Source organism: Nocardia veterana NBRC 100344, from assembly GCF_000308855.1.
GTDB classification, from domain to species: Bacteria; Actinomycetota; Actinomycetes; order Mycobacteriales; family Mycobacteriaceae; genus Nocardia; species Nocardia veterana.
This window is the reverse complement of the sequence record NZ_BAGM01000106.1, coordinates 1-13,402: the sequence shown is the minus strand read 5'-3', so window position 1 is coordinate 13,402 and position 13,402 is coordinate 1. Positions and strand designations below refer to the sequence as shown.

General features: G+C 69.5%; 11 protein-coding genes and 1 pseudogene. 5 read left to right on the top strand and 7 right to left on the bottom strand.

Annotation, left to right across the window (positions count from 1 at the left end; all coding sequences use genetic code 11):
- The first annotated feature begins 45 nt into the window (after nucleotides 1-45).
- On the top strand, nucleotides 46-705 hold the full coding sequence (locus ON37_RS20360) for a TetR/AcrR family transcriptional regulator (protein WP_040721521.1): 660 nt from the start codon (nucleotides 46-48) through the stop codon (nucleotides 703-705).
- Nucleotides 706-718: 13 nt separating this feature from the next.
- Here ON37_RS20360 and ON37_RS20355 read toward each other — a convergent pair whose 3' ends face one another.
- From ON37_RS20355 to ON37_RS20330, 5 genes are all read right to left on the bottom strand, one after another.
- A complete protein-coding gene (locus ON37_RS20355; RefSeq protein WP_083893150.1) occupies nucleotides 719-2,323 on the bottom strand; it encodes an MFS transporter in 1,605 nt (534 codons plus the stop codon).
- 88 nt (nucleotides 2,324-2,411) lie between these two features.
- Complete coding sequence (locus ON37_RS31095) at nucleotides 2,412-3,023, bottom strand: MTB12 C-terminal domain-containing protein (RefSeq protein WP_051031831.1); 612 nt, start codon at nucleotides 3,021-3,023, stop codon at nucleotides 2,412-2,414.
- A 49-nt stretch (nucleotides 3,024-3,072) separates the two neighbouring features.
- Nucleotides 3,073-5,268, bottom strand: a complete 2,196-nt coding sequence (locus ON37_RS34495) for a bifunctional phosphatase PAP2/O-acyltransferase family protein (protein WP_051031830.1) — start codon at nucleotides 5,266-5,268, stop codon at nucleotides 3,073-3,075.
- A gap of 31 nt (nucleotides 5,269-5,299) precedes the next feature.
- Entirely contained in the window at nucleotides 5,300-6,217 is a 918-nt protein-coding gene (locus tag ON37_RS20335) for a DMT family transporter (protein ID WP_040721519.1), read from the bottom strand.
- Between the two features lie 98 nt (nucleotides 6,218-6,315).
- Complete coding sequence (locus ON37_RS20330) at nucleotides 6,316-7,338, bottom strand: glycine betaine ABC transporter substrate-binding protein (protein ID WP_040721518.1); 1,023 nt, start codon at nucleotides 7,336-7,338, stop codon at nucleotides 6,316-6,318.
- Nucleotides 7,339-7,599: 261 nt separating this feature from the next.
- Between ON37_RS20330 and ON37_RS20325 the strand changes: the two genes are divergently transcribed.
- The 4 genes from ON37_RS20325 to ON37_RS20305 all read left to right on the top strand — a co-directional run bounded on the left by ON37_RS20325 (nucleotide 7,600) and on the right by ON37_RS20305 (nucleotide 11,078).
- Entirely contained in the window at nucleotides 7,600-8,022 is a 423-nt protein-coding gene (locus tag ON37_RS20325) for a CBS domain-containing protein (RefSeq protein WP_040721517.1), read from the top strand.
- A 413-nt stretch (nucleotides 8,023-8,435) separates the two neighbouring features.
- Nucleotides 8,436-9,119, top strand: coding sequence for a response regulator transcription factor (locus ON37_RS20315; protein ID WP_040721515.1), 684 nt, complete (start codon nucleotides 8,436-8,438; stop codon nucleotides 9,117-9,119).
- Nucleotides 9,116-10,639, top strand: a complete 1,524-nt coding sequence (locus ON37_RS20310) for a HAMP domain-containing sensor histidine kinase (protein WP_083893146.1) — start codon at nucleotides 9,116-9,118, stop codon at nucleotides 10,637-10,639. Before ON37_RS20315 ends, ON37_RS20310 begins: the two co-directional genes overlap by 4 nt.
- Nucleotides 10,640-10,748: 109 nt before the next feature.
- Complete coding sequence (locus ON37_RS20305; RefSeq protein WP_040721514.1) at nucleotides 10,749-11,078, top strand: hemophore-related protein; 330 nt, start codon at nucleotides 10,749-10,751, stop codon at nucleotides 11,076-11,078.
- A gap of 97 nt (nucleotides 11,079-11,175) precedes the next feature.
- Here the strand turns inward: ON37_RS20305 and ON37_RS20300 are convergent, their stop codons facing one another.
- A complete protein-coding gene (locus ON37_RS20300) occupies nucleotides 11,176-12,396 on the bottom strand; it encodes an NAD(P)-dependent malic enzyme (protein WP_373282061.1) in 1,221 nt (406 codons plus the stop codon).
- A 579-nt stretch (nucleotides 12,397-12,975) separates the two neighbouring features.
- Nucleotides 12,976-13,402 (bottom strand): annotated as a pseudogene (locus ON37_RS31085) (pyridine nucleotide-disulfide oxidoreductase); the annotation flags it as partial.

Here is a 13,402-nt window from a genome sequence, read left to right as displayed (position 1 = left end):
GTCTTATTGAGCGTGAGTCAACAGTATTGACTCGCGTTCAGTAGGATGGCGGACGTGAGTGACAACGGTCCCGGCACCAAACGGGTGCGGCTGAGCCCGGATGAACGCCGTGAGCAGCTGGTTTCCCTCGGGGTGAAGATGCTGCGCGACCGCACGCTGGAAGACGTCTCGATCGGGGAGATCGCCAAACAGGCGGGCATCTCGCGCGGTCTGCTGTTTCACTACTTCGCCTCGAAACAGGACTTCCAGCGCGCCATCGTCCGCCGCGCCAACGAGGAACTGCTGGCCCGGACCATGCCCGATCGCAGCCTCGACCCGATGACCATGTTGCGCGACGCGGTGGAGCGCTACGTCGACTACGTCAGCGAGAACCGGATCTCCTATCAGGGCCTGCTGCGCGGTCCGGCCAGCGGCAGCCCGGAACTGGTGGAACTCGCCGATGCCACTCGCGACGCGATCGTCGATCGGATTCTGGCCGAGACCCCACTGCATGCCGACGATCCGGAACTGCCGCGGCTGCGACTGGTCTTTCGCGGCTGGATCGCGTTCGTCGAGGAGACCACGCTGATCTGGTTGCGCGAGGAAAGGATCGGCCGCACGGAATTGATCGACGCGCTGGTCGGCGCGCTACCCGCACTCGCGATGCATCCGGCACTGACCGAATGGCTGCATGCGGCGGCCGGCGACAGCAGCCTGTCCGCCTGATTCCGGGCCGATCTCACTCCTCGGGCACGTATCCTGCCCGATCCCGGCGGCGCGGCAGCCACAGCGCCGTCACCGCGGCCGCGACCAGGATCAGGATCGCCGATACCAGCAGCGCCACCTCGAGGCCGCGATGGAACGCCTCATAGGTGGCGTGGATGACCCGGTTCACGATCGGCCCGTACACGGCCGACGCGGACGCGTCACCGCCGGCCGGCACGTTACCCGTTTCGATGGCGTCGATCACGATGGCCTGGAAGTTGGCCGGAACTCCGATCTGCCGCAACCGATCTCGCAGATCGGAATTGAGGAACGAGTTGACCAGCGAGCCCAGCGCCGCCACCCCCACCACCGCCCCGACCTGCCGCATGGTGTTGGTCGCAGCCGCCGCCATACCCGAATGTTCGGCCGGAACCCCGGACAGTACCGCCGAGGTCAACGGCACCACCGCGATACCGAAGCCGAGCCCGGCCAGCATCAGGGCCAGCGCCAGCGGCGTGAATTCGACGGTGACACCGAGGCATTCGCGAGTCAGCAGAATTCCGGCCGCGCCCAGCACACAGCCGGCGATCATCGGCGTTCGGGATCCGCGCAGCGCCACCCAGAAACCCGAGATCAGCGAGCCGACGATGATGGCCACCGCCATCGGGCCGAACACCGCCGCGGTCCGCCAGCCCGAATAGTTCACCACCTCCTGCAGATACAGCGCGGTGAAGAAGAAGATCGAGAAGATGCCGAAGTAGACCGCGAAGGCGACGACCAGCGCACTGCGCACCAGCGGGCGCTCCAGATAGCGGAAGTCGAACATCGGGTTGCGGACCCGCATCTCGACCACCAGAAAGGCGACGAAGGCGATCGCACCGATCACGAACAAAGTGATCACCGAGGGGGCCGAATAGCCCACCTGCTCACCGTCGATGGCCGCGTAGATCACGCAGCCGAGAAATGCCGCGCCCAGTACGAATCCGGCCCAGTCCACCGGACCCGGTTGTGGATCGGCGCTCTCCGGCACGAACGTCAGCGCCGCCACCAGCACCGCGACACCGACGATCAGGTTGAACCAGAAGATCGAGCGCCAACCGAAGGCGCCGACCAGCACCCCGCCGATCACCGGCCCCAGAGCCAACGCCAATCCGGACACCGCGGCCCACGCCCCCAGCGCCTTCGCCCGCGCGCTGCGATCGGGGAAGATGTGCCGAATCACCGACAGCGTGCCGGGTTCGGAAGCCGCCGCGCCGACACCCATCACCGCCCGCCCGGCGATCAATACCGACACGCTTCCCGCCACGGCCGACAACACGGATCCGACGCAGAACACCACCAGCCCGCCGACCATGACGCGTTTGCGGCCCCACCGGTCACCCAGGGTGCCGGCGGTGAGCATCAGACTCGCGAACACCAGCGTGTAGGCATTGACCACCCACTGCAGCGACACCACCCCGGCGTGCACATCGGACTGGATGGCGCCGAGCGTGACGCTGACGATCGTGGTGTCGAGGAAGGTCACGAACAGAACCGCGGTCACCACCGCGAGCGCCACGTACCGGCGCTTGCCGCGGACCGGAAACCGGCCCGCCGCAAGGGAAGCGGGGGCGGCCGGCGCCCCGGGTTCGGCGGGCATCGTTGCGGAATCCGGTGCGGCCGAGGCGGTGCCGCGCGACGCCCACCGCGATCGGATGCCTCGCCGGCCCCACGACGTCATCGCGTCCTCAACTGGTGGGCATGGGAACGATCGTCGGCACGCCGGGTACCGGGGCCGGGGTCGCATTCGGCGCACCCGGTGCGGCGCCGGGAGGCGGGGTCGCGTTCGGAGCCGAATTGCCGCCCGGGGCAGGCGTGCCCGGCGCGCCGCAGGCCGGCGGTGCCGCCCCTTCGAGGGTGAGCAGCGCGCAGAACGTCGACGCGGTCACCTTCCAGGTGCCGTCGATGCGCACCGCCCCACCCTGCTGGCCGGACAGCGCCGGTTTGCCGTTGAACAGCACATCGAAGGTGACATCGGCATGGTCGGTGCCGGTACTGGCGACACTCGTGACCTTGGCCGAGGCGGACTTGGCCAGCGGCGAATCCGCCTGCGCCCGGATCGCCTCGGCGAAGGCCGCGCCGTTCTCCAGCAATGCGATCTTCTCGTTGGCGGAGGTGGACCCGTCGAAGAAGCGCTCGACGTTCCGGCTGACCGCCTGCGTCACCGTGGGCGCTCCACTGCTCGATGATTCGGCGGACTTGGCGTCGGAATCATCGCTACCGCATGCGGCGCCGACGACGAGCAGTGCGGTAAGTCCGCACACCGCAAGCACTTTCGCCGCGAACGATCGATCGAACATTCCGGCCTCCCTCGGTGACGGTAGGCTCCGTGATCAACTCGCTCGAAGACTACTCGCCGGAGCGGGCCTGGGGGCGCTTATCCGGGACGAATGTGAAATCGGCGAGTTCGGCCAACACACCCGGCAACTCGGCGGCCACCGCCTGCGCGTCGAGCATCGCCGGATCCACCGAGAGGCCGATCCCGACTTCCCCGTTCCAGCTCAGCACACCCGCGACCAGGGGTACGCCGGGCGCCGCCGGAAGAATCGGAAAGACCTGGGTTATAGGCATATTCGCGAACGTCATCGGGATGTCCGGGCCGGCCATATTGGAGACGATCGCGTGGAAGAAGCGGCCACCGTACACCGACCGCGCGAAGGCCCCGACCACGGGCTCCGGCAACAGCTTCAGTACCCGAGCCATCACGAAACGGGAGGCGAGCGCCCGGGTTCCCGAATGCAGCCGATCGCTGCGGGTCCGGATGTCGGCCAGCCGGTCCGCGGGACTCATCGCGGTCAGCGGCACGTCGATCATCACGGCCGCCGTCGAATTGCCCTCCGCACCGGATGTGGGGTCGCGCACCATCAGCGGCACGGCCACCCGGATCCGGCCGTGCAACCGCTCCGCCAGGTCGGGCCGCAGCCGCTGCAGCGCGGTCACGGTGATACTCAGCAGCACATCGGTCACCCGGGCCCGATGCGAACGAGCCACGGCCCGAACGGTTTCCAGATCGAGTGCGCAGACGGTGAAGATCCGCCGCACGCAATCGTCGGGCAATGTTCCCTTCGGCTGAGCGTCGGCGGCCAGCTGCGCCAGCCCGGCCGCGGTGCCGGCGACGGTGCTCGCCCAGCCGGGCGGCTTACGTTCGGCCACCGGCAGATCGATGGTCGGCCGCAGCAACCGCAGCGCCTGCACCACCGTGCCGATCCCGTCGGCGACCACGTGATGCAGCAACAGCACCACGCCGATCGCACCCACCTCCGGGTCGCGCACCAGCACCAGCCGCCACAGCGGCCGGTCCTTCGGCAGTACCTCGGCCGCCAGATCTGTTACCACCCGGCTGATTCCGTGCACCCGCCGCGCGACGGCGCTCGGCGCCATCGTCGTGGCCGCGCCGGGTGGTTGCGCCGCTCCGGAATCACCGTTCGACGATGCCGCGCCGAAATCGTTTCCGGCCGCCGCGACGATATCGAAAGCGCCTGTGGCACCACTAATTCCGCTGTCGACGGCCGGAACCGCACGCGCCGCGAGCGCGCCGTCCGGCCGCGCACCGCCGGTCGGGCCGGAATGATCCGCGCCCGCGCCGTCGATCGACCGCTCGGTGACATGCCAATCCCAGTCGACCGGACAGTCCACCCAGCGCGCCCGCCGCCACCGTCCGGGCCGATCCAGACGCTGCTGGAAACGGGGCAGATGGGCCAGCTCGCCCCGGACCAGGTCCCGCACCGCCGCCAGGTCGGGCCCGCCGTCGGCCCGTGGCCGGAACACCACCATGCCGCCCACCTGCTGCGGGATACCGGTTTTCTCGATGTGCAGGAAGAACGCGTCCGCCGGCGGGACCACGGGGGGTCGCGCGTACCAGTGGTCGACCAGCCGGATGCTCGCCCAGACGAATACCACCGCGATTACCGCGTCGAGCACGAAATGGTTGGCGGTCGCGACGATCACATAACCGGTCAGGCCCACGTGCACGGCGCTGAGCACCTGCATCAGCCGGCCGCCGGAGACCCGGGCCAACACCACGCTCACCCACAGCGCCCACCCGACGTGCAGCGACGGCACCGCCGCCAATTGGTTCGCCCCGGCCACCAGCGACGACCCCCACGACCCCCAGGTATGCCCGGCCACCACGGTATCGGTGAAGCCGAGGTCCGGCAGCAGCCGGGGCGGTGTCACCGGGAACACTGCGAAACACGCGATGGCCAGCACGTTCAACAGCAGGAACGAATCGCGGGCGCGGGCGTATTCGGGGCGGCGGCGGAAGTACAGCCAGAACAACAGCGCGAAGGCGCTGATGATGTAGGTGAAGGCGTATTCGTAGTTGGCCAGCGTGGCCAGGAGGTCGCGCGATTCCAACCAGCGGTTCAGCGAGCGCTCGACGTCGATGCCGAGCCACTGCTCGAGGTCGAAGATGCGATGGGCGTTGCGGTCGGCCAGTTCCCGCCGAGCCGGGCTGTGCAGCGCATCGACCGCGAGATACAGGCCGAACACGGCCAGCCCGACCGCACAGTCCCGCCACAGCACCGGACGCGACGGATTGCCCACACAACCGTCATAACACATGCGTCGCAAGCTTTTACGACATCAGGCTGGGCGATTCATCGGTTATCTCCTTGTTACCGGCGTAGAACGCGCGGGCCAGCGGCGAATGGGCGAGCCCGCCGATACCCGCCGCGATCAGGGCGCCGGCCACCGCGACCCCGGCCAGCGAGCCCGCGGTGTGCGGCGGTGCGACCTTGAAGGCCAGGACACCGACCACATAGCTGACGATCGGATTCGTCACGCTCATCGCCGCGATGGCCCACGGCAGCGGCCCGGCCGCGAAGGCGGTCTGTTCCAGTACCAGCCCGCTCAGCGTGGAGACGGCGAGCAGATAGCCGGGCCAGTCCGCGGCCGTCGCGGGCACGCCGCGGTAGATCAGATCCTCGGTGGTCAGCTTCATGAACACCGCGCTCATGGCGAAGCAGACCCCGGCGGCGACCGCCACCAGATTCGCGGCCACCCAGATCGGGCATCGAATGCTGATCAGGGCCAGCAGCCCCACCAGCCCGGCCGCGGAGAAGGTGGCCAGCAGGACGCGGCCGCGGTCGGGGTCGCCCTCGAGCGGGGCCACACCCCCGACGCCGAACAACACGGCCAAGCCGGCACACACCAGCAGGGCGAACACGATATCGCGGCCGCGCGGCCGCCGGCGCCGGCCGAAGGCCTCCAGCGGAACCGCGAACAGCAACTGGGTCGACATCAACGGCTGCACCGCCGCCACCGAACCGAGATGCAGGGCCGCGGCCTGGGTCAGGAAGCCGGCGAGATTCGTCAGCCAGCCGCGCAGCCAGGTGCCGCTGCGCAGCAGCCGCTGCATGAGCGTGGTCATACCGAAGACCCGGGCCGCCCGAGGCTGTTCGGCGACCACGGTGCGTGCCGCGCGTTGCTGCAGATATCCGGCCGCGGCGAACAAGAACGCGGCCAGCACTCCCAACGCGATGACCAGGACCATGCGGACCCCCGCTCAGGTGATCTATTCGCACTGTACGCCCGAATGTATGCCGAACCTGATCATGAAGGATCGCCGGGCGTCCGGCGCGGCCGGGGTGGTCAGAGGGCGTGCTCGTCCAACCAGATGCGTGCCTGCTCGGCGGCCGGGGCGTGGTCGTCACGCACCCGCCGGACCATCGCGGCGAGGTCGGCGGTGCTCAGTTCGCCGGCCACATAGTTCAGTTTCTCGAGCTGCCGCTGATCCAGGGCGCCTTGCCGCAGCAGCGGGACGATGCTCTGGGCACGGAAGGCGTAGCCGGAATCGGTGGCCACGGCCAGATCGCCGGGACCGCCCGGTAGCAGGGCCACCGACGACGTGAACACGCCCGCGTCCACCCGCCCGTCGAGCAGCGCCGTGCGCAACTCGGTGTCGCTGCCGAATTCGAGGTGCCGGATGATGTCACAGCCGTAGGTCGTATGCAGCGGCGCCAGCACATCGCGCTGCGGATCCGGTGGGAGCCGCAGCGGATCCAGTTCGTGGCCGGTGGCGATGCCGACCGTCAGCTCAGCACAGTGGGGAGCCAATTCCGCGAGATCCGCCGGATAGCGGCTCGCGGCCGCCGGTGCGAGCGCAAACTGCGGGCGCAGATCGGTGGCGTCGGCGGGATCGGACACCGCCAGCCCCGCCGGCACCGCCCGGCTGAGATCGTCGGCGACCGAACCGGCGGATGGCGAACCGGGTGTGGCGGTGGCGGAGACGCCGGGCGCGAGCCCACCGTCGGTGGCCCTCTCGCGGGCGATATTCGCGGCCGCGGCCGAATCGGGCGCCGTGGCCCGGGAGGACGAGTCGAAGGTCCGCAGCAGATCGCCACCGGTGTCCCCGACCACGGTGATCGTGCCCGCGTCGAGGGCGGCCAGGTAGTCGGCCCGCCCGCCGAGATGTTTTCTGGTCACCGCGGGCGCCCCCGTACGGGCAAGTGCTTGCGCGTAGATCTCGGCCAGCAGTTCCGACTGTGCCGAGTCACCGGCGCCGACGGTGATCCGGGGGTGATCGTCGCCGTTCGCACATGCCACCGCGAGCGCGGCGACGGTCACGGCGACCGCCGCGCGGGCCGTCGCCCGCACCCATCCGGCCGATCCCATTCGGCGACACCCACTCCCGTTGCTCAGCGCGACATCCGATGGCCGGTCCGTCCCGGCACAGGAATCGTAGGGCGAGGCTCCGCGGTCGGGCATACCGCACCTGGACGCCGTCGGAGGACGACAGGACTTCGGCAGGGGCTCGACGGGCCTCCGATCGCATCACGCCGAGACATTGACCGCGAGTGTGAGGCGGATCACGATGGAACGTGGCCGTCAGTCCGGGCTCGACAACCAACCGACAGGAGGTCCGCTGTGGACACAATGAAAGCCCGCGACATCATGCATCGCGATGCGACCTGTATTCCGGCCGACGAAACTCTCGACCGAGCCGCGCAGCTGATGCGGAACATGGACGTCGGCGCGCTGCCGATCTGCCACGACGATCGGCTGATCGGCATGCTCACCGATCGTGACATCGTGGTGGGGTGCATCGCCGCGGGCCACGATCCGAGCCGGGTCCGCGCCGGCGATCTGGCACAGGGCACGCCGCGCTGGATCGATGCCGACGCACCGGTGACCGAGGTCCTCGAGTTGATGGAGGCCCATCGGATCAAGCGGCTCCCGGTGATCGACACCCGCCATGGGAAGGTCTTGGTCGGGATGATCTGCGAATCCGATCTGGCCCGCAACATCAGCGACGAACAGCTGGCCCGCTTCGTCTCGTCGATCGCCGTACCGCACTGATCGCCACCGCACCGACCGCACACGCGGACGAATCGGGCCTGCCGGGGTTCCGGCAGGCCCGACTTCTGCCGAGGCGGCCGGGCACGACCATCTCAACCCGAGATACCCCGAGTGCCCGCATCCCCGTACGGGTTGCCCTCCCACGGCCGCGACCGCTCGTTCGCGCGGCGCAGCGAGGCGATCTCCCGGGCCGCTCGCCGGTTCCGCTCGCGCCGGTCCGAGGTGTCCGCACCCGCCCCGCGACGCCGCGTCATCCGTTCGATGAATTCTCGAATCCCCAAGTGCACCAATCTGTTCGGACGTTCTGCGTACAGTCCATTCTACGTCGGCCCACCGACAGGTAACGGCCCGCGGGAGATGCGCAGCGGACTCTCGAGCGACATTCAGCCAGGTCCCAGCCGGGCCGACGAATAATGTGCGATGTGCAGCCCGGACGCATTCTGCTGATCGAGGACGCCGACGCCATCCGCACGGCGGTCGCGGCCGCGGTGCATGCCGCGGGGCACGAGGTGCTGGCCCGCGAGCACGGCGATCGGCTGGAGACCGATCTGGCGCGATTTCGTCCCGATGTGGTCGTCCTCGACGTGATGCTGCCCGGGCGGGACGGCTTCGGTCTGCTCGAGGTGGTCCGCGCCCGCAGCGCCGCCGGCGTGGTGATGGTGACCGCGCGCGACGGCGTCGAGGACAGAATCCGCGGATTGCGCTCCGGCTCCGACGATTACGTGGTGAAACCGTTCGACCTCGCCGAACTGGTGGCCCGCGTCGAAGCACTCCTGCGCCGGATGGGCCGGGGCCATCGCCGCGTCACCGTCGGGGATCTCGTCGTCGAGGCCGATACCGGTGTCGTGCTGCGCGGCAGCGAACCGATCACCCTGACCGCGACCGAATTCAAACTCCTCGAGTATCTGGCCGCGCACCGCGACCAGGTGGTCACCAAGACCCAGATCCTCACGGCGGTATGGGGTTACGAGGACTACGACCCGAACCTGGTGGAGGTCCACGTCAGCGCGGTCCGCCGCAAACTGGAGGAGCACGGGCCGCGGCTGCTGCACACGGTGCGCGGGATGGGATACGCGCTGCGGACGAGTCCACCATGAGCGATCGCGCGGACCACACCGCACCGGCAGCCCTGCCGACCGGGTCACTGCGGCGCCGGGTGACACTCACGGCGGCAGTGGTTTCCGGCTCGGCGTTGGTCGTGGTGGCCCTCGCGGTGCACGGTCTCTTCGGGATCGTGGTGGCGCGCAGCGAGAACACGGTGCTCACCGACCGCGTACAGCTGGCGCGCCAACTCGCACAGCAGGGCGTCGACCCCGCGGAATTGATTGCGCGGGTGGACAATCGCTCGGTGCGGGCGCGGCTGGTCCTGGGCGACGGCAGCGTCTACGGCAGTCTCTCGACCCGGCATGCGAAACAGACCCGCACACGAACCGTGGTGCTCAACGGCGCCGGCACGTCGGACCGGGCCCGGCTCACCGTGCAGGTCGACACCCCACTCCTGGACAAGCTGCGATCCCGGCTCGGGACGGTACTCATCGGGGTGACCGCGACCGCTCTGATCGTCATCACCGCCGCGCTATGGTTCGGACTGCGCCGGGCGTTGGCGCCCCTGGATTCGATGACCCGGCTGGCCGGCGAGATCGCCCACGGACGGCGGGGCCGCCGCCTGGCCCCCACTCGCAGGGATACCGAATTGGGCCGTACCGCCGCCGCATTCGACGACATGCTCGACGCCCTCGAGGGCGCCGAGGCCCGGGCCCGCGCCTCCGAACAGCAGATGCGCGCCTTCGTCGGCGATGCCGCGCACGAACTGCGCACCCCGATCGCGGGGATCAAGGCGATCGCCGAGGCCGTTCTGCACCAGCCGGCCGGTATCGAGACCGAACAGCGCGAACACATGTATCTCCTCCTGGTACGCGAAGCTCAGCGGGCGAGCCGGCTGGTCGAGGATCTGCTGGACATGGCCCGCATCGACGCCGGCCTCACCCTGTATCCACGGCCGGTCGACGTCCACGACCTCGTTCGCCACCAGGTGGACCGGATCCGGATCCTGCATCCCGAGATCGAGGTGCGGCTGACCGGAGGTCCGCTTCGTGCGATCGTCGACCCGGAACGGGTGGACCAGGTGCTGGCGAATCTGCTCACCAATGCCTGCCAGGCCATGCCGGACGGGGGCACGCTGACCGTCACCGTCTCTCGCACACCCGAGCGGCCGGGGTCCGGGGCCGACGCGGCGGCGCCTACGCCCGGCGAGCCGGAGTCGTTCGCCATCGTGGTGGCCGATACCGGCCCCGGGGTACCGCCCGCGGAGCGCGAGCGCGTCTTCGACCGACTGGTCCGCCTGGATCCGAGCCGCGACCGCCGCCACGACGGGGCCGGGATGGGTTTGGCCATCGCCCGCGGTATCGCGCGGGCGCACGGCGGTGATCTGCGGTGCGTCGCACCGCCGCCCGGCAGCACGGGCGCGGTCTTCATCCTCACCGTGCCCGTGGCCTCCCGATCGCCCGCGGACGTAGGCCCTCGACCTGCCGACGCAGGCCCCGAACCTGCGGACCTAGGCCCCGGCCGTGCCGACGTAGGCCCTGAGCTGTCGCCGGGGCCCGCCCCCCATTGCTGAAGGTCGGCTGAAGATCCGCCCGGTCCACTCGACGTCTTCAGGCTCCTATCAGATTCGGGGCGCAGATTCGGCAATCGACAACCATCCCGTCACGAATGGAGTTACCGGTATGAAGCGCACTGTCGCCGCCCTGCTGGCCGGGACCGCCGGCGTCGCCGCCCTGGCCATCGCCGTCCCCGGCGTCGCCTCGGCCGACGCCCCGCAGTGCAGCCCGCAGGCCCGCGCCCAGGTCCAGGCCCAGACCGCCCCGCAGGTCGCCGCCTTCCTGGCGAGCCATCCGGACCTGGCCGGCGAACTGGCCAAGGTGAAGGCGCTGCCGAAGGATCAGCGCAAGGCCGAGTGGAAGTCCTATCGACAGGGCCACCAGCAGGAGTTGCAGGACTTCCGAGCGGTTCGGCAGCCGGTGATCGACTACCACCGCTCCTGCCACAAGAACTGAGCCACTCGGCCGGCGCCTCGGCACCGGTCGGCCAACGGCGAGGGCGCCCCGGTTCGGGTGAACCGGGGCGCCCTCGCCGTTGGCGCGGAAAATCTTGTCAGGCAACACCTTCGGCGCGCGCCGCGGCGGCCACAGCCTCGGCCACCGCGGGGGCGACGCGCGGGTCCAGCGGGCTCGGGATGATCTTGTCCGGGGCGAGCTCGTCGGCCACCACGCCGAAGATCGCGTTGGCCGCGGCGACCTTCATACCCTCGGTGATCCGGCGGGCGCCCGCGTCCAGCGCACCCTTGAACACACCGGGGAAGGCGAGCACGTTGTTGATCTGGTTCGGGAAGTCGCTGCGCCCGGTGGCCACGATCGCGGCGTAGCGGTGCGCCACGTCGGGGTGGATTTCCGGATCCGGGTTGGACATGGCGAACACGATCGACTCCGGGGCCATCGAGGCGATCAGATCCTCGGCGATGGTGCCCGCCGACAGGCCCAGGAACACATCGGCGCCGGCCAGCGCCTCGGCCGCACCGCCGGTGATGCCACGCGGGTTGGTGCGCTGCGCCAGGTCGGCCTTCACCTCGTTCAGGTCGGCGCGGTCCCGGCTGACGATGCCCTTGGAGTCGAGCACCACCACATCGGACACACCCGCGGCCAGCAGGATGTTCGAGCAGGCAACACCCGCGGCCCCGGCGCCGGACACCACGACCTTCAGGCCGGAGATGTCCCGGCCCTGCACCTTGGCCGCACCGTTGAGCGCGGCGAGCACCACGATCGCGGTGCCGTGCTGGTCGTCGTGCATGACCGGGCAGTCCAGCGCCTCGACAACGCGCTTCTCGATCTCGAAGCACCGCGGCGCGGAGATGTCCTCCAGGTTCACCGCGCCGAAGCTCGGGCGCAGGCGCACCAGGGTTTCCACGATCTCGTCGACATCCTTGGTGTCGAGCACGATCGGAATCGAATCCAGCCCGGCGAACTTCTTGAACAGCGCCGCCTTGCCCTCCATGACCGGCAGCGAGGCGCGGGGACCGATATCGCCCAGGCCGAGCACCGCGGTGCCGTCGCTGACCACGACCACCAGCCGGTCGGTCCAGGTGTAGCGCTTGGCGAGGGCCTCGTCCTTGTGGATGGCGCGACTCACCTGCGCGACGCCGGGCGTGTAGGCGATGGACAGATCCCGCTGGGTCTCCAGCGGTGCGGACAATTCCACCGAAAGTTTGCCACCGAGATGGCCGGCGAAAATTTCCTCGTGCGTGATAGCGGACAGATCGGTCGTATCGGTTTCACGGCTCGCTGTAGTGGCATTCGGTGCGTCAGTCACAGATGACACGATTTCACTCCTGCTCGGTCCGGGCTGAACCGGCTCACGGTTACCGCCGGGTTTTTCGTATTGAAGGTCTTCGGAATTCGAACGTTGTGCACCGACCAGGCGTTCACGCGGCCGCGCAAAACCATTCGGTGATTACCTCGCGGTACGCCGTCGCCGGCACTGCATCAGCACCACTGCGGCATACGCGCGTTCGCGTCTTTGCGGGCTTGCACTTCACGGGTTGGGCCGCGCACGATCCGTCGAGCGAGAACCGGACGGGTGGTCCGGGCAAGGCTGCGGGGTGATCCGCGGATCGGAGCCGTGCGTCACGAACCGAAGGTCACCAACCGTCCCGGACCGGGCGGTGGCGTCGGCCGGGAATCCGCACATTCTGCCAGTAGCTGCGCGCGCTTGCCAAATCCGTTGCCTGATCACCCCTGGGAGGTCCTGCTGGTGACCGGATATGTACTGCCATCTCCCGAGGGTAGGGGCCGCGAATTACCTGCGCGTAAGGGGAAACTCGCCCGGGCCGCCGGGCCGCGGTGAACAGTCCGACGCCGCCGCCGGCCGGGATGTGAGGCCGGGTCGATCGGGCCGGGCTCACGCCGGCGCCGTACCGCTTCCGGCGCAGGCGGGACCGAACCCTTCCGGCCGTACCCACACCTCGTCCACACCCCCGGTGAGCAGGCGACGGCGCCAATCGCGCAGCACGCCGGGATGATCGGTGCGCCGATGCATCCCCCGCGTTTCGGTCCGCGCCAGCGCGCTGTAACCGGACCATCGCGCCACCGCCAGCAGCGCCGCCGCCTGCCGGCCCCGGACCCGATCGGCCCCGCCGCCATCGACCTCGAGGTCGGTCACCGGCCACAGGGCGTCCAGTTCGGCGATGCTGTCGCGCAGGCTGCCCGCACTGCGCCAATAGCTGCGCCGCAGCGGCAGCGTATGTTCCTGCACCAGCCCGATCACCGCGCGCGGATCGATCCCGGAACGGGAGACCACCGCCGCCGCCGGCACCGGCCGAGCCGCA